This window comes from Paenibacillus sp. Paensp111, assembly GCF_059492195.1.
The window spans coordinates 2138095-2152779 of sequence record NZ_CP168527.1; the positions used below are offsets into that span (position 1 = coordinate 2138095).

Here is a 14685-nt window from a genome sequence, read left to right on the forward strand (position 1 = left end):
ACCTAAATTTTATGAATAACGCTTCTACAGCACTTAAAGTTGCAGCAGGTATATTTCTCACCATAGCCTTAATAACTATTGTGGTCATTCTATTTATTTCTGCCCAAGAGGCAACAAAGACAGCGCAGAACAACTTTTCGGACATCCAAACAGAGCTCGCCCAAGCTTCTTTTACTGTCTATGACGATACTTCCATAAGTGGTTCTCAGGTTGTTAATGCGATCAGAAAATTTAAAGGGAAGGACCAATTTGGGATTAAAGTTCTCACGGGAAAGAATCAAAGCGGCGTGTGGTACGGCTCATCTCTGAACACGGCTGATGTGACAGATGGTGCGTATGGATCTGTGACAGGGAAGAGCACTACGGAAGTTACGAAATCTTGGGATGAAACAGACCCGAATTATGTAAATCCCAGCGGCAAGTTTAAAGCACAGGTTGTGAAGGACAGCTCGAACGTCGTTCGAGGTCTCATATTTATACAGAGCACGGCCAGATAATGTTAAAGACAACTAAGAAGCTGCTTTGGTTAGCGGCAGGGGTCACCTTATGGATCACCGCACTCATCTATACCTGGAGCGGAGTTAACATGGCTAATCAAGCACTGGACCGCGCCTCGGAAATTGGTCGATCACAGAATCGAAGCGTCTCTATAGGTGGTAATAGGGTCACGGCTGAGACCTATTCAGGAGCTGAGGTTCTTGTCTTTATGCAGCAGCGTTATGAGGAACACGTAGATGTAGAACTTCAAGGCCGGCTGTATCCCATCAGCCAGACTGGACCTGATCTGGATTTTCCGGCCGATGAGGTTAGCTTGAGCAGTACCTATAAAGTAGATTATGTCAGAGATACTTCGGGAGAGCTTAAGCAAGTGTCATTTAATAAGATGGATTAAGGGGCAGAATCATGATTAACTCCGTTTCCAAAATTGTTGCAGCGCTGCTTGCTGTACTGCTTCTCTATTTTGTACCAGCCATGCAGCATGCCAAGACCCAGGAGGACATATCAAAGCTAACAGCTTATCATGCTTTAACTGAATTTGTTGACTCTGTCAGGAACAAAGGATATATATCCCCGGAGATGTATGAAGATTTTCAAAAAGAACTAGCGGGTTCAGGAGACAACTTCGGTGTAGAGTTGGAACATCAGCACAAAAAATATCACCCCGAGTACTCCGACCCTTCGGATAGCTCAACTTTCTTGAATGATTATAGCGTTCAGTATGAAGGGCACTATACTGAAGAATTGGAGAAAGTCTTATTTCCGGATTATTTAGATGAAAAGGACACCAATAAGCGGAAATATTATTTGGAGACAGGGGACTATTTCACGGTTAGTATTCAGAGGCAGAATAAAGGTGCTTTGAGCATATTGTCAGGTTTACTCTACAATTCAGCTTCTGGGCAGGAAGAAAGCCCGCTGCATTATGGAGGCATGGTGTTAAATGAAGATTACTGATCTCGCTGTGGTGTTCATTCTTATTGTAGGGCCTTTCTTATGGGTAAGTTCACTGCACAAGCAGGAGAGGCTGGAAGCGCAAAGTCTAAGCAGCCGCTATACAACCGAATTAAGAACTGCTGCGCAGGATGGGGGAAGTCAGCTGAATGATAATGAGCTGCAGATGTATGAAGCGGGTTATGCCTCGGACAAGTACTTTCGTGCCAACCGAAATAAAGCGCTGGATACTATGCTTCATACTCTGTATTTGAATTTTGGAATAGGAGAAGATGCTGCTTCGCAGCGCGCCTTTCTGAACTATATCCCTGCTGTTGTAGTTCTGGATTATGATGGTTACTATGTCTATCAGTCAAGCGAATATGCTGGGGAGCTTTCTGAACCGCTTGCTGACCCTAGGTGGAGTTCTAAGAAGCCTTACGCTTACGCAGATAAGCAAGGTAACGTAATACATTTCACACTGGATCATTACGTGACCGTATATGATGCGGCAGCTGGGAAGTGGATGAGCGGACCGGTTGAGGAAGTAGCCGGGAACAGCAGTGTGCTGCTGCTGGATCAAGAAGATCTATATGAAGCCAAAAGACGGACTGTCATTGTTCAAAGTATTGAAGAGGATTTGGCGAATACAATCAACAGACACAATACATATACCTCAAAAGTAGGCATGACTTATCAATTCACACTGCCGATCATTTCTGGAGAAGATTGGAATAATACGCTGAATGATATCGGGATCCTTGTATTTCTACAGGGGATACCCGTAGGAGATGGATACTACAACAATTATGCGCTTGGTGGAGGAAGGGTGGTTAAGCGGTCTGTTATTATTGGCGGAATCAACCCGGCTACCGGAATTAAATATTATTACCGGAATTCGTGCGATTCGGGATACAAGCCTGAAGAGGTATTCGCAAGTGAACGGGAAGCGGCGGCCAAAGGATACTTTGAGTCAAGTGCATGCCTCAGTTCTCCTTAAGAGGACCTAGGTGGTAACTTTACTATATCCAGCAGCAATTATGCTAGCGATTTGCATTAAATTTTGCTCCAGTTATTTCGGGAATGCTCCTTCTTATGCTAAAATGAATTCTTGAATGTCTATATTGATGATTACAGAATTTATTAAATATATATGAGATAGGAGCTTGTTCTTTTTTATGAGTTTATTAACAGTTGAGAACGTATCACATAATTTTGGAGACCGCACGTTATTCAAGAATGTCTCTTTCCGACTCCTGGCAGGTGAACGAGTAGGATTGGTTGGAGCAAATGGCGTCGGTAAGTCGACGCTTATGAATATTTTGACAGGCAAGCTGCTTAAAGATAGTGGGAAAGTGGAGTGGACACCGAGAGTGCGCTATGGCTATTTGGATCAGCACTCCATACTTACCCCTGGCAAGACGGTTCGTGATGTGCTGAAGGATGCCTTCCTTCCACTTCTGGAGCTTGAGCAGGAAATGATGGAGATCACCGACAAAATGGGTGATGCTTCACCTGAAGAACTTGAGGAACTATTGAACCAGATGGGGGAAATCCAGGAACAGCTGGACATCGGCGATTTCTATCTCATTGATGTAAAAGTCGAGGAGATGGCGAATGGACTTGGACTCTCCGCCATTGGACTTGATCGCGATGTATCTGCTCTAAGCGGGGGGCAGCGTACCAAGGTGCTTCTGGCCAAGCTGCTGCTTGAGAAGCCAAATGTATTGCTGCTCGACGAGCCTACCAACTATTTGGACGTTGAGCATATTCAGTGGTTAACTAACTATTTGCAGAACTATCCTTATGCTTTTATGCTGATCTCTCATGATACCGAGTTTATGAATAAAGTAGTCAATGTAGTATATCATCTCGAGTTCGCCAAGTTGACTCGATATACTGCTAACTATGAGAAGTTCCTCGACATGGCAGATATGAACAAGAACCAGCATATCGAAGCTTATGAGAAGCAGCAGGAATTTATCAAGAAGCAGGAAGACTTCATTCAGCGAAATAAAGCTCGTTACTCCACATCTGGCCGGGCAAAAAGCCGGGAGAAACAGCTCGAGCGGATTGAACGTATTGATCGGCCCGAAGAAGCGGCTAAACCGACATTTGGTTTTAAGGAAGCTCGTGCAAGCGGGAAGACCGTGTTTGAGGGAATCGACTTTGAAATTGGGTATACCCATGCCCTGCTGCCCAAGATGTCCATGACGATCGAACGCGGAGACAAGATTGCTATTGTGGGATGTAATGGTGTAGGTAAATCTACGCTTCTGAAGACGATCTTAGGCAAAATCCGTCCAATCAGCGGGAAAACGTATCAGGGTGACTTTTTGTTCCCGGCTTATTTTGAGCAAGAGGTCCGCGCTGAGAATATTACTCCGATTGACGATGTGTGGAATGAATTCTCTCATCTGAATCAGCATGAGGTCCGTGCACATTTGGCACGCTGCGGGTTGAAGAATGAACACATTACCCGGCCGCTTAAAGCGCTGAGCGGGGGAGAACAAGCCAAAGTACGTCTTTGCAAGCTGATGATGCGTGAAACTAACTATATTCTGTTTGACGAACCTACGAATCACTTGGATGTGGTAGCCAAGGAAGAACTCAAGCGCGCTCTTAAGGAATTTAAAGGAACTGTGATTCTAGTATCCCACGAACCTGATTTCTACGAGGATTGGGTTACCAAGACTTGGGATGTAGAAGCTTGGTCCACCAAAAACGTCTAAATTTAATTGCTCACTTAAGAGAACTCTCAGTACTTTATTTATAAAGGTGATCTGAGGGTTCTCTATATTTCCAAAACATGTTACAATTGTTGTAACCTGAATAGCTACACACTAGGGGGGCCGATTCTGGCTGAGATGGAAGTCCATACTTCCGGACCCTTTGCACCTGATCTGGGTCATACCAGCGTAGGGAAGTGGTACTCGTGAATGACACAACCACAATTCAAGATATGGGAACTTATGATTAACCCTGCTGAATTTGGCCGTGATCAGAGCTCTCGCTTTGATATGAACGTGCTGCCGCTCTCTATGAGAGCGGCTTTTTTGCATGGAATTATACCACTTTTACTACATATCACCTGAAAGGAAGATGAAGATTAATGAGCTCTTCCTATGAAATCCACGTTATTTCCACTGGAGAGCAGAATCCTTCTGAGCTTATGTCCATTGCCGAAGCCATTCATCCTTACATAGATGCCTTTCACCTTAGAGAACGACTTTGGAGTGCTCGAAAGTTATCTTCCGCTGTGGAGAAGCTGCTAGAACTTGGAGTACCTCGTACTAAGTTATACGTTAACGACCGAGTAGATATCGCCCTGGCTTATGGTCTTGGAGGTGTGCAGTTAGGTGCAGAAAGTCTAAGCCTGATCCAAGCTAAAGCGATCATTAAAGATAAGCTTAGAATCGGACGCTCGGTTCATCAAGCCGAGGAGATTCAGGCTGCTTATTCGGATGGTGCGGATTACTGCCTCTATGGGCATATATTCCCTACCAACTCCAAAGCAGGTCTGCCAGGAAGAGGATTAACAGAGCTTGCTGTGAACTGCTCGATATCTCCGATTCCTGTAATAGCGATAGGCGGCATTACTCCGCAGCGTGTGAACGATATTATTCAGGCAGGTGCGTCAGGGATAGCGATCATGTCGGGAATTATGAATGCAGCAGATCCTGTTGCTGCAGCAATTGAGTACCGGAATGCGCTGATTTAAGGCTGTGCCGAGACATCTTGGTTAGCAGCACAGATACAAGAAGGAGAGTGAAGGTTCTTGGGCGCGCAACGTGAAATCATCATTATTGGAGGCGGGATTATCGGAAGCTTCCTAGGTTATCAGTTAGCCAAGCGAGGCAGGAAAGTTACGATAGTAGAACAGAAGGATCTGGCAGCAGGTTCTTCAGGGGCGGCAGCGGGAATGCTTGCAGCAGATTGTGAGCAGTTTGAGCATCCCGAACTGAAGATTATGGCCAGATTGAGCAGAGACGCCTTCCCTGCAGTGATTCGGGAACTAAGGGAGATCAGCGGTATAGACGCAGGACTGAACGTTCAAGGCTTCCTTACCCCTGCGAGAGACGAACAGGAAGCTGAAGAGCTTCAGGCCAGAATACTGGCTGATGGTAAGGGTGAGTGGTGGATGCCGGATCAGCTGGTAAGCAGTGAGCCTGCACTTATTCAGGGGCTGGCAGGAGCCATCTACCGCTCAGAAGAAATACAAGTGATTCCGTCCAAGCTTACAGAGGCGCTGGCTTATTGTGCTCAGGCCAAAGGTGCTGTACTGCTCCGTCAGACAGAGGCTGTAAGTCTTCAAGTGGAAGAGGAACGCGTACAAGGGGTTATGACTACTAGAGGCTTCCTTCGAGGCGATCAGGTTGTTCTGGCTGGCGGATGGAGATTAGAACAGCTTCTTCAGCCACTAGGTCTATCACTTCCTTTAGAGCCAGTAAAAGGGGAAATTGTAGAGGTACAGAGCGATACTCCTCTATTGCGAACTACCCTCTATGCCAAATCCATATATATTGTGCCAAAACCAGGCAACAAGCTGTGGATTGGAGCTACGAGCTTCCCAGGTGACAGTTCAAATGGCGTAGCTGCTGGAAGTGTGACAAGACTGCTTAGCGAAGCGGCAAAAATGATTCCTGAGATCAGCAATGCTCACTTTGTTAGAGCCTGGTCAGGGCATCGGCCGAAGTCCCCGGATGGACTGCCATACCTGGGTGAGTTTGCAGATGTGCGCGGCCTTTATGCAGCCGCTGGTCATTATCGGAACGGTATTCTTCTAAGCGCCATAACAGCCCGAATTCTCGCAGACGAGCTGGAGGGCATCGTTACACCTGGGATTAACCTGGCTCCGTTCAGCCCTGACCGGTTCCAGTATCAGCTTGAAGGGGGACTTCTTCAATGAAGCTGCGGATCAATGGGCAGTACATGCACCTGGATGAAGAGGCAATCAAATCGGTTGGAGATCTGCTTCATAGTCTGGATCTGGGCGTTAAGACAGTGGTTGTTGAGAGAAATCACGAGATTTTGCTTAAGGAACAGCATGCGGATACACCGGTTAAAGATGGCGATACGATAGAGATTGTACATTTTGTGGGAGGCGGTTAAACTATGTTAACAATTGGATCACATCAGTTTCATTCACGCTTATTGCTTGGAACAGGGAAGTTTCCGGATTTGGACATTCAAAGTCGGGCGGTTGAGGTATCGGAGACAGAGATTCTTACCTTTGCAGTCCGTCGTCTTAATTTATCTAATCCAAATGAGGAGAATTTCCTCGAGCGTCTTGATCTGAAAAGATATACGCTGCTGCCTAATACTGCTGGAGCTGTTAACGCGGATGAGGCAGTTCGCATAGCCAGACTAGCAAAAGCCTCGGGACTTTGTGATATGATCAAGGTAGAGGTAATCGGTGATTCCCAGACGCTTCTTCCTGATCCGCTTGAGACCTTTAAAGCCTGTGAAATTTTGCTTGAGGAAGGATTCATCGTTCTTCCTTATATTTCGGATGATGTGATTCTGGCCAAGAGGCTGCAGAAGCTGGGCGTACACGCGGTAATGCCAGGAGCTTCCCCTATAGGAACGGGACGCGGCATTATTAATCCTTTCAACCTGGAGATCATCATTGAACAAGCAGAAGTTCCTGTCATTGTAGATGCAGGAATCGGTTCTCCTAAGGACGCGGCCTTCGCAATGGAGCTTGGGGCAGATGGCGTGCTCTTGAATTCAGCAGTCTCCGGAGCCAATGACCCGGTGAAAATGGCTGAAGCCATGAAGCTTGCGGTTCAAGCTGGACGCCTAGGATATGAAGCAGGGAGGATACCGATCAAACGTTATGCTGCGGCAAGCAGTCCGCAGGAAGGGATGATCACGAAATGATGGATGGGGAAGACCGTTATTCCAGACAGGAACGTTTCACGCCAATTGGTCTTGAAGGCCAGAAGAGGCTGGGGGACAGCAGTATCCTGATTATTGGTGCAGGTGCACTGGGCACGGGAATAGCGGAGACGATGGTCCGCGCCGGAGTGGGGCATGTCCGCATTGCCGACCGGGATTACGTAGAATGGAGCAATTTGCAGCGCCAGCAGCTTTTCTCGGAGTCAGATGCAAGGGAACGCCTTCCCAAAGCCATTGCCGCTCACAGAAGGCTGAAGGAGATTAACTCGAGCGTGAAGATCGACGCGCATGTCATTGACGTTACTTTACAGGAAATTGAAGATTTGCTGCCCGGTATACAACTGATCCTAGACGCAACGGATAACTTCGATACGCGTCTGCTCATTAATGATATTGCTCAAAAGCATGGTATACCCTGGATTTATGGGGGATGCGTGGGCAGTTACGGTATTACATATACTATACTCCCCGGTGAGACCCCTTGTCTTAATTGTCTGCTGGGATCCATCCCGCTGGGCGGGGATACCTGCGACACAGCTGGTATCATTCCTCCGGCCGTACAAACTGTAGTTGCCCATCAGACCACAGAAGCATTAAAGCTGCTGACCGGGAACAAACAGGCACTCAGAGGGACTTTACTATCGTTCGATTTGTGGCGCAACGAGCAGGCCTCCATCAAGGTGGGCGGTGCAATCAAGCACGATTGCCTTTCGTGTGGTCCGAACAGAACGTATCCATTCCTGTCTGCAGCCAATCTGCAGAAAACCGAAGTGCTGTGCGGCCGGGATACGGTTCAGATTAGACCCCCTGTACGAAGAGAGATCAACCTTTCCCAAGTCGCAGCATCCTTCAAAGAGATGAATGAGGGAGCGGTGGAGAGCAATCCTTTTCTCGTCTCGATCAAGCTTCAAGATAAAAGGCTCGTTATATTCAAGGATGGCCGTGCCATGGTTCACGGAACCAAGGATACAGCTGAGGCCAAACGCATTTATCATCGTTATTTCGGTTAAGAAGTATTTTGAACAATATAGGAATAAACCTATCCATACTGCCATGGGGCAGTATGGATTTTTTGTATTGTGAGAAAATAAGCTCTAATGGCCTGTACGAAAAGGAGGTCGAAGACGGTTTCTCACAGAACGATTGTGATTGTTGGTGAGTTGAATGGAGCTGATCAGGTGCTTACAGCGGCACTGACAGAAGCTGGATTTGGCATAGAAAAGTTCGGACATACGGAGGAGGCTCTCCAAGCAGTTCGCCTAGAGACACCGTATTTGCTGCTGATCAGTACGCTTGTGGAAGAGATGGGACTTATTGATTTGTTAAAAGCACTAAGGGACGGTTCGCCTACCATGAAATTTCCGGTTATTGTACTCGCATCGGAAGCTTCTACCCCCGAGCTGGTTCAAGCCTTCGAGGAAGGTGCACATGATTATGTAGATCTTTCCGCGCCATATGAGGAGATAGTAGCTCGTGTTCATAAGCTGCTTGAGTTGTTCTACGGAGCAAGAGCGGGTACTGAATTGCTGTTATCTTTTGCGGATGTTGAGGTCCAGTTAAAGAGCCGGAAGGTGTACAGGGGGGAACAACTGATCAAGCTAACCCCCAAGGAATATGATCTTCTTTGTTTTATGCTTCGCCGAGTGAATCAGGCATGCAGTCGGGAAGAACTGCTTCAGGAAGTATGGGGATATGATTTCCGGGTAGATACCAATGTGGTTGATGTCTATATCCGCCATTTAAGAAGTAAGATTGACCGCGGATTTTCGCGAAAGATTATTCATACTGTTAGAGGTACAGGATATATTATTCACTAAAAAAGCCGATGTCCCTGGACATCGGCTAAGATCGTGCTGCTGATATTAGATTACGCGGCGCGCTTTCAGATACGTTCTGTCCCAGTTACCTTTGTTCAAGTTGGAAATAGTAACACCGGGTTTACCATAAGTGTGGAGAAGCTTGCCTCCGCCAATATATATAGCCACGTGAGTTACGTTTCTGCCGTTGGCACGGCTGCCGCTTGAGAAGAAGACCAAATCTCCAGCCTTCAGGTTAGAGCGGGACACGAATTTACCTACTTTAGATTGCTGAGCAGACGTACGAGGCAATTTAACGCCTACAGACTTAAATACATATTTAGTGAAAGTCGAGCAGTCAAAGTTACGAGTTGTATTGGTTGCTGCACCAAACTTATATGGAACGCCCATGAATCTTTTTCCTAGGTTAATCACCTTTTGGGCCTTCGATGTTGCTGTAGCTTGAGCGGTAATAGTTGAAGATGCTGCGTTAACTGAAGAAGCACCTGCTGCAAAGAATCCTGAGAATGTGATTGTGGCACACACCCCTAGAGTCAATACTTTTTGGAATAGTTTGTTATGGTTTCTCATGTAGTACCTCCAAATTTCTTTTCTTGTTGGGCATGGCTCTACTATATCAGGTTATTAAGCTACTAGATTATGGATAGGTGCCAACAAACTCATGCCTGGCAGTGCTTTGAAGGTGATTATTAAAATATCATTAAAGTTACAAAAAGTTTAACTAAAATAGCGCATACATCATCTGATTTAGAGAGTAAAACAAAAATAAACCCTTGATGTACAAGGGTTTATCAGCTTTCTAATTTGAAACATTGTTATCTCAATATGACAATATTGTTACCAGAGAAAAAGCTTAATCCTTGCTCTGAATAACGAGCAGCAGGCCGCTTTCAATTTGAACAGTTCCTTCAGGCCCGGTTAGCTGATTGCTGATTCCGAGTGATTGGCCCATATGAATCGTGGCATTCTCCAAAGGATACATAAAACCCTCCAGTGTAATCCCGGTGACTTCAGGCGTTAAAGGAAGAAGAGAGACGTAGGTGAATCCCCGCTCTTGTACCTTTAGGAAGGAACCGGTAAGCGAGATATAATTATGATCATCCAGAATAGAGCTAATTACTTTATGTTGAAGTCCTCTTAACATCATTTGGATGTTGGCCAGAGAATGATCGAGCCTCGATCCCACTGCTCCAATCATGACAACTTCCTCAGGCTGCTGATCAAGGGCCATGTCAAAAGCAAGTTCGGTATCTGTAAGATCCTTATCAACCGGATCGCAGGTGATTAACTTCCGGGTAGCCTGACGAATCCGTTCAAGCTCATGCTCGGTTACTGAGTCGAAATCTCCTACAGAAATATCTGGTTGTATGCCGTTGTCAACGAGAAACAGCGCCCCTTTATCTGCCCCTATAATGAAGTCATTTTCTTGGATCTCATGAATACTGTCCTTCTTAATATTACCGCCGGTAAAGATCAAAACCCGTTGTGGAGGCATTGATTTCATCCTTTCTTCCCCTGACATGACTACTATGATCAGTATAGGACAACTTTATGTCTTGCACAATTTTGGAGGTCAGGATTACAATGAAAAAGTCGTGTAAAGAGCAGAGAGAGTAGGGGCATAAGAGAAATGCATATATTTGATATTTTCAGCATAATTGGTACAATCGCTTTCGCCATGTCAGGAGCTTTTGTAGCGATGGAAGAGGAGTATGACATCCTTGGCGTACTGGTACTTGGGTTGGTGACTGCTTTCGGTGGAGGGATCATCCGTAATGTGCTTATTGGTGTACCGGTAACTACACTTTGGACCCAGGGGGACCTCATCATACTGGCGAATATGTCTGTACTTGTTGCTTTTGTGCTTCCGCTTAAATGGATCCAGCATTGGAAGAAGACGGAGGCTTTATTTGATGCCATTGGCTTGTCGGCGTTCGCGATTCAAGGTGCCTTATACGCCACCAATATGAAGCATCCACTAAGCGCTGTGGTCGTAGCAGCCGTACTAACCGGTATTGGCGGAGGAATTATCCGTGATTTATTGGCAGGCCGCAAGCCTCTTGTTCTGCGGGATGAGATTTACGCGGTATGGGCCATGGTCGCTGGTGTCGCAGTGGGTCTTGGAATGGCCAAGAATAACTGGGAACTGATCTTCTTGTTTGCGGTGGTAGTTATTTTCCGAATGCTCTCCGTGCTATATAGATGGAAGCTGCCCCGGCGTTCACTCAAAGAAAATCTGCCCGATTCACATTATTTGGATTCATAAAGAAGATTTTGCTTTAAATCTAATATAGGTTGTGACGAAGAAGCGCCGGATCGATGAGTATCGAACCCGGCGCTTTTGCATGAGTAAGGATTTATTTCAGAAAGTGGATCAGAGCAGCGGGCAGCTCCTTTTGCCAGAAGCCCCACAGGTGCTTGCCATCCTTCTCGAGATAATGCACCTGAGCTCCTCGTGCTTCGAGCAGTGCCTTGGTGTTCCGGTTAAGCTCGACGAAATCATAAATTCCCGTGTCGGTCTGGTAATCACGTTCTTGAAGTCCCACGATCATATACAGGGAAAGTCCGGTTAAGTCGGTCTCCTGAGCAACAATTTCCTGAGTAGGGATATAGAAGGCGCCCGACAGGCTGATAATTTTGGAAAACAGTTCGGGGTTTTTCATAGCCAAATGCAGCGATACGGTTCCCCCTAGGGAGTCACCAGCCAGAATACGCTCACTGCGTTCCTTCCTCACTGGATAATTGCGTTCCACAAAGGGAATGATCTCTTGTGTGAAACAGGAGGTATAAGCCTCAAAACGATGTCCGAATGGAGCATATTCAGCCGTACGAACCTTGGTGTCTACCTCTACTCCGACCACAATGAAAGGGTCGATGTTCTCATCGAGGATAAGCTGATTGGCAAGGGTCGCAATCCTTCCATAATTGAAGAATTCCTCTCCGTCCTGGCAATATATCACAGGGTAGCTCAGGATTTCATTATAGCCAGGAGGCAGATAAATCCGGAGATTTCGTTTCTCATTTAGGATGCTGCTGTCAATGACTTCTTTAACTATGGTCCGTTTTAAATAACGCGAATCTGTCATGCTAATGTTCACGCTCCGCCCGTTGATTTTTTGCTTTTGAAATTGCAATCAGGTAAGATTACCGATGAAGACATGTCATGGAAAAAGGGATTATTCCCCTAAGTGTTATACAATTATCGTTCTTCTGTTATACATACAAAAAACAGAGTAGAACACATTTTAAAGTATATCCTTTGACTTAATCGGTGAAACAGATGTATAATAATTCTATAACAGTGGAACATGATATTCAAATTTTTTGTCGAGGTGAAGATAATGAGCAAGGTTCCTTATGAAGTATATACGGAGGAAGTTGACACGCTGTCCGTGCTCTCGCCGGACGGTGAAATCGTAAACAAAGAAAAACTTCCTGATTTGACCGACGATCAACTGAAAGAAATTATGTATCGCATGGTATTTACCCGTACTTGGGATGATCGTGCAGTGAACTTGGGCCGCCAAGGACGTCTTGGTTTCTATGCACCGGTATCCGGTCAAGAAGCTACTATGGTGGGCAGTGAGTTCGCACTGGAGAAAGAAGATTTCGTATGTCCTGGTTACCGTGATATGCCGCAAATCGTATGGCACGGTCTTCCTTTGTATCAAGCGTTCCTGTACTCTCGTGGTCACCAGCATGGCGGGGAAATTCCTCAAGGTGTTAACGTACTTATGCCGCAAATCATCATCGGTGCACAAATCCTGCATGCGATGGGTATTGCTATGGGTTACAAACTCAGAAAGCAAAAACAAGTTGTTATTACTTATACAGGTGACGGCGGTTCCTCCGAAGGCGATTTCTACGAAGGACTTAACTATGCCGGAGTCTACAAGCTGCCGGTTATTTTCTTTGTACAAAATAATGGTTATGCCATCACAACTCCGTTCTCCAAACAAACAGCTGCGTTGTCCATCGCCCACAAAGCGGTTGCGGCAGGTATCACTGGCGTGAAGGTAGATGGAATGGACGTGCTTGCTGTAATCAAAGCGGTACAAGAAGCTGCTGAGCGCGGCCGTAATGGCGAAGGTGCAACCTTGATTGAAGCCGTAACTTACCGTTTCCGTCCGCATTCCCTTTCTGACGATGCTTCCAAATATCGTACCAAAGAAGAAGAAGGTCAATGGAATGAGAAGGATCCAATTGCCCGTCTTGCTAAATATTTGGAGAAGAAGGGTCTTTGGACTGATGAAGACACTGTCCGTGTGAAAGAAGAAGCAAAAGCAAAAGTGAACGAGCAAATCAAGAAAGCGGAACAAACGGAGAAAATGACCGTTGCCGGCTTGATTGACAGCATGTTCGAAACTACACCGAAGCATCTGGAAGAGCAAAAGGCTGACTTCCAATAATATAGAATTTTAAGACTCCCCAGAGTAAGACGATGATCGGACGGGGGAGTTCTTGCACTGCCGGTTGTACCGGTTGTCACGAAGCGTATTCATATGATTTCAGGAATCAAACCTGACTTTTAGGAGGATATCTAGCAATGGCACAAATGAACATGAAAGAAGCGATCCGCGATGCACTGCGCGTGGAATTGAACCGCGATGCCAACGTCCTGCTTTTCGGGGAAGACGTAGGTAATGTGGGTGGGGTATTCCGTGCAACTGAAGGTTTGCAAAAGGAATTTGGAGAAGAGCGCGTATTCGATACGCCGCTGGCTGAATCCGCAATTGGCGGTTTGGCATTTGGTCTCGGAATTCAGGGCTTCCGTCCTGTTGCCGAGATTCAATTCGTAGGTTTCATCTTTGAAGCACTGGACCAAATCCTGGTTCAAGCTGCTCGTCTGCGTTACCGCTCCGGTGGTCGTTATAACGCACCAGTCGTATTCCGCACACCATTTGGCGGCGGTGTTAAAGCGGCTGAGCTTCATACGGATTCCCTGGAAGGTCTGATCGCCCAAACTCCGGGTATCAAATTGGTAATCCCTTCTAACCCTTATGATGCTAAAGGTCTTATGATTTCCGCGATCCGCGATAATGACCCAGTATTCTACATGGAGCACCTTAACCTTTACCATGCATTCCGTGCAGAAGTACCTGATGGTGAGTACACTGTGGAATTGGGTAAAGCTAACATTGTAAAAGAAGGTTCTGACGTTACCATCATCGCTTACGGACTCATGGTACACACTGCGGTTAAAGCAGCTGAAGAACTTGAAAAAACAAAAGGCATTAAAGCCGAGGTTATCGACCTGCGTACCCTGGTTCCTCTTGATATTGATACAATTGTGGCATCAGTCAAGAAAACCAACCGTGCTATCGTGGTACAGGAAGCACAGAAATCTGCAGGTATGGCTGCAGAGATTATTGCACAGATCAATGAGAAAGCTATTCTTCACCTCGAAGCTCCAGTTCTTCGTGTAGCTGGTCCGGATACCGTGTATCCATTTGCTCAAATTGAAGATCAATGGCTTCCGTCTCCTGCACGTGTTATCGCAGCAGTGAACAAAGTACTCGAATTTTAATTTTTAACG

17 protein-coding genes and 1 riboswitch are annotated in these 14685 nt (G+C 46.1%); of the genes, 14 read left to right on the top strand and 3 right to left on the bottom strand.

Annotated features, from left to right (window positions below; genetic code table 11):
* Positions 1–11 precede the first annotated feature (11 nt).
* The 11 genes from ACEN86_RS09915 (at position 12) to ACEN86_RS09965 (ending at position 9149) form a co-directional block, all read left to right on the top strand.
* Entirely contained in the window at positions 12–497 is a 486-nt protein-coding gene (locus ACEN86_RS09915; RefSeq protein ID WP_495634105.1) for an ABC transporter permease, read from the top strand.
* Entirely contained in the window at positions 497–892 is a 396-nt protein-coding gene (locus ACEN86_RS09920; RefSeq protein WP_495634106.1) for a hypothetical protein, read from the top strand. The genes ACEN86_RS09915 and ACEN86_RS09920 overlap by 1 nt, the downstream gene beginning before the upstream one ends.
* Before the next feature lie 11 nt (positions 893–903).
* Positions 904–1455, top strand: coding sequence for a hypothetical protein (locus ACEN86_RS09925; protein WP_495634107.1), 552 nt, complete (start codon positions 904–906; stop codon positions 1453–1455).
* The gene (locus ACEN86_RS09930; protein WP_495634108.1) at positions 1442–2431 is read left to right on the top strand and encodes a hypothetical protein; all 990 of its coding nucleotides are present in this window, start codon (positions 1442–1444) and stop codon (positions 2429–2431) included. The genes ACEN86_RS09925 and ACEN86_RS09930 overlap by 14 nt, the downstream gene beginning before the upstream one ends.
* Positions 2432–2609: 178 nt before the next feature.
* Entirely contained in the window at positions 2610–4163 is a 1554-nt protein-coding gene (locus tag ACEN86_RS09935; protein ID WP_495634109.1) for an ABC-F family ATP-binding cassette domain-containing protein, read from the top strand.
* Positions 4164–4266: 103 nt separating this feature from the next.
* Positions 4267–4373, top strand: a riboswitch (TPP riboswitch).
* A 170-nt stretch (positions 4374–4543) separates the two neighbouring features.
* Complete coding sequence (locus ACEN86_RS09940) at positions 4544–5152, top strand: thiamine phosphate synthase (RefSeq protein ID WP_495634110.1); 609 nt, start codon at positions 4544–4546, stop codon at positions 5150–5152.
* A gap of 57 nt (positions 5153–5209) precedes the next feature.
* Complete coding sequence (gene thiO / locus ACEN86_RS09945) at positions 5210–6340, top strand: glycine oxidase ThiO (protein WP_495634111.1); 1131 nt, start codon at positions 5210–5212, stop codon at positions 6338–6340.
* On the top strand, positions 6337–6543 hold the full coding sequence (gene thiS, locus ACEN86_RS09950) for a sulfur carrier protein ThiS (protein WP_495634112.1): 207 nt from the start codon (positions 6337–6339) through the stop codon (positions 6541–6543). Before thiO ends, thiS begins: the two co-directional genes overlap by 4 nt.
* Positions 6544–6546: 3 nt before the next feature.
* Positions 6547–7314 carry a thiazole synthase gene (locus tag ACEN86_RS09955; protein WP_495634113.1) on the top strand — a complete coding sequence of 256 codons (768 nt, stop codon included), beginning with the start codon at positions 6547–6549 and terminating at the stop codon, positions 7312–7314.
* Complete coding sequence (locus ACEN86_RS09960; RefSeq protein WP_495634114.1) at positions 7311–8342, top strand: thiazole biosynthesis adenylyltransferase ThiF; 1032 nt, start codon at positions 7311–7313, stop codon at positions 8340–8342. Before ACEN86_RS09955 ends, ACEN86_RS09960 begins: the two co-directional genes overlap by 4 nt.
* Positions 8343–8429: 87 nt before the next feature.
* On the top strand, positions 8430–9149 hold the full coding sequence (locus ACEN86_RS09965) for a response regulator transcription factor (RefSeq protein ID WP_495634115.1): 720 nt from the start codon (positions 8430–8432) through the stop codon (positions 9147–9149).
* Positions 9150–9194: 45 nt separating this feature from the next.
* Here the strand turns inward: ACEN86_RS09965 and ACEN86_RS09970 are convergent, their stop codons facing one another.
* Both ACEN86_RS09970 and ACEN86_RS09975 read right to left on the bottom strand, forming a co-directional pair.
* Positions 9195–9719 (bottom strand): C40 family peptidase, encoded by a 525-nt coding sequence (locus ACEN86_RS09970; protein WP_495634116.1) that lies wholly within the window; start codon positions 9717–9719, stop codon positions 9195–9197.
* 283 nt (positions 9720–10002) lie between these two features.
* Positions 10003–10644 carry a thiamine diphosphokinase gene (locus ACEN86_RS09975; protein WP_495634268.1) on the bottom strand — a complete coding sequence of 214 codons (642 nt, stop codon included), beginning with the start codon at positions 10642–10644 and terminating at the stop codon, positions 10003–10005.
* A 135-nt stretch (positions 10645–10779) separates the two neighbouring features.
* Here ACEN86_RS09975 and ACEN86_RS09980 point away from each other — a divergent pair, with 135 nt between their 5' ends.
* Complete coding sequence (locus tag ACEN86_RS09980) at positions 10780–11415, top strand: trimeric intracellular cation channel family protein (RefSeq protein ID WP_495634117.1); 636 nt, start codon at positions 10780–10782, stop codon at positions 11413–11415.
* 91 nt (positions 11416–11506) lie between these two features.
* Here the strand turns inward: ACEN86_RS09980 and ACEN86_RS09985 are convergent, their stop codons facing one another.
* A complete protein-coding gene (locus ACEN86_RS09985) occupies positions 11507–12235 on the bottom strand; it encodes an alpha/beta hydrolase (protein WP_495634118.1) in 729 nt (242 codons plus the stop codon).
* A gap of 255 nt (positions 12236–12490) precedes the next feature.
* On the opposite strand from ACEN86_RS09985, the gene pdhA reads away from it, so the two are divergent.
* Positions 12491–13558: a pyruvate dehydrogenase (acetyl-transferring) E1 component subunit alpha gene (gene pdhA / locus ACEN86_RS09990; protein ID WP_495634119.1), complete on the top strand. Its 1068-nt coding sequence runs from the start codon at positions 12491–12493 to the stop codon at positions 13556–13558.
* Between the two features lie 137 nt (positions 13559–13695).
* A complete protein-coding gene (locus ACEN86_RS09995; protein WP_495634120.1) occupies positions 13696–14676 on the top strand; it encodes an alpha-ketoacid dehydrogenase subunit beta in 981 nt (326 codons plus the stop codon).
* The last annotated feature ends 9 nt before the right edge of the window (positions 14677–14685 follow it).

Excerpts from the sequence above, each read along its gene's own strand:
- thiS (WP_495634112.1), top strand. The coding sequence starts at position 6,337 with ATGAAGCTGCGGATCAATGGGCAGTACATGCACCTGGATGAAGAGGCA.
- ACEN86_RS09995 (WP_495634120.1), top strand. The coding sequence starts at position 13,696 with ATGGCACAAATGAACATGAAAGAAGCGATCCGCGATGCACTGCGCGTG.
- ACEN86_RS09975 (WP_495634268.1), bottom strand. The coding sequence starts at position 10,644 with ATGCCTCCACAACGGGTTTTGATCTTTACCGGCGGTAATATTAAGAAG.
- ACEN86_RS09920 (WP_495634106.1), top strand. The coding sequence starts at position 497 with ATGTTAAAGACAACTAAGAAGCTGCTTTGGTTAGCGGCAGGGGTCACC.
- ACEN86_RS09960 (WP_495634114.1), top strand. The coding sequence starts at position 7,311 with ATGATGGATGGGGAAGACCGTTATTCCAGACAGGAACGTTTCACGCCA.
- ACEN86_RS09980 (WP_495634117.1), top strand. The coding sequence starts at position 10,780 with ATGCATATATTTGATATTTTCAGCATAATTGGTACAATCGCTTTCGCC.
- ACEN86_RS09985 (WP_495634118.1), bottom strand. The coding sequence starts at position 12,235 with ATGACAGATTCGCGTTATTTAAAACGGACCATAGTTAAAGAAGTCATT.
- ACEN86_RS09940 (WP_495634110.1), top strand. The coding sequence starts at position 4,544 with ATGAGCTCTTCCTATGAAATCCACGTTATTTCCACTGGAGAGCAGAAT.
- ACEN86_RS09965 (WP_495634115.1), top strand. The coding sequence starts at position 8,430 with ATGGCCTGTACGAAAAGGAGGTCGAAGACGGTTTCTCACAGAACGATT.
- ACEN86_RS09955 (WP_495634113.1), top strand. The coding sequence starts at position 6,547 with ATGTTAACAATTGGATCACATCAGTTTCATTCACGCTTATTGCTTGGA.
- ACEN86_RS09930 (WP_495634108.1), top strand. The coding sequence starts at position 1,442 with ATGAAGATTACTGATCTCGCTGTGGTGTTCATTCTTATTGTAGGGCCT.
- ACEN86_RS09970 (WP_495634116.1), bottom strand. The coding sequence starts at position 9,719 with ATGAGAAACCATAACAAACTATTCCAAAAAGTATTGACTCTAGGGGTG.
- ACEN86_RS09915 (WP_495634105.1), top strand. The coding sequence starts at position 12 with ATGAATAACGCTTCTACAGCACTTAAAGTTGCAGCAGGTATATTTCTC.
- ACEN86_RS09925 (WP_495634107.1), top strand. The coding sequence starts at position 904 with ATGATTAACTCCGTTTCCAAAATTGTTGCAGCGCTGCTTGCTGTACTG.
- ACEN86_RS09935 (WP_495634109.1), top strand. The coding sequence starts at position 2,610 with ATGAGTTTATTAACAGTTGAGAACGTATCACATAATTTTGGAGACCGC.
- pdhA (WP_495634119.1), top strand. The coding sequence starts at position 12,491 with ATGAGCAAGGTTCCTTATGAAGTATATACGGAGGAAGTTGACACGCTG.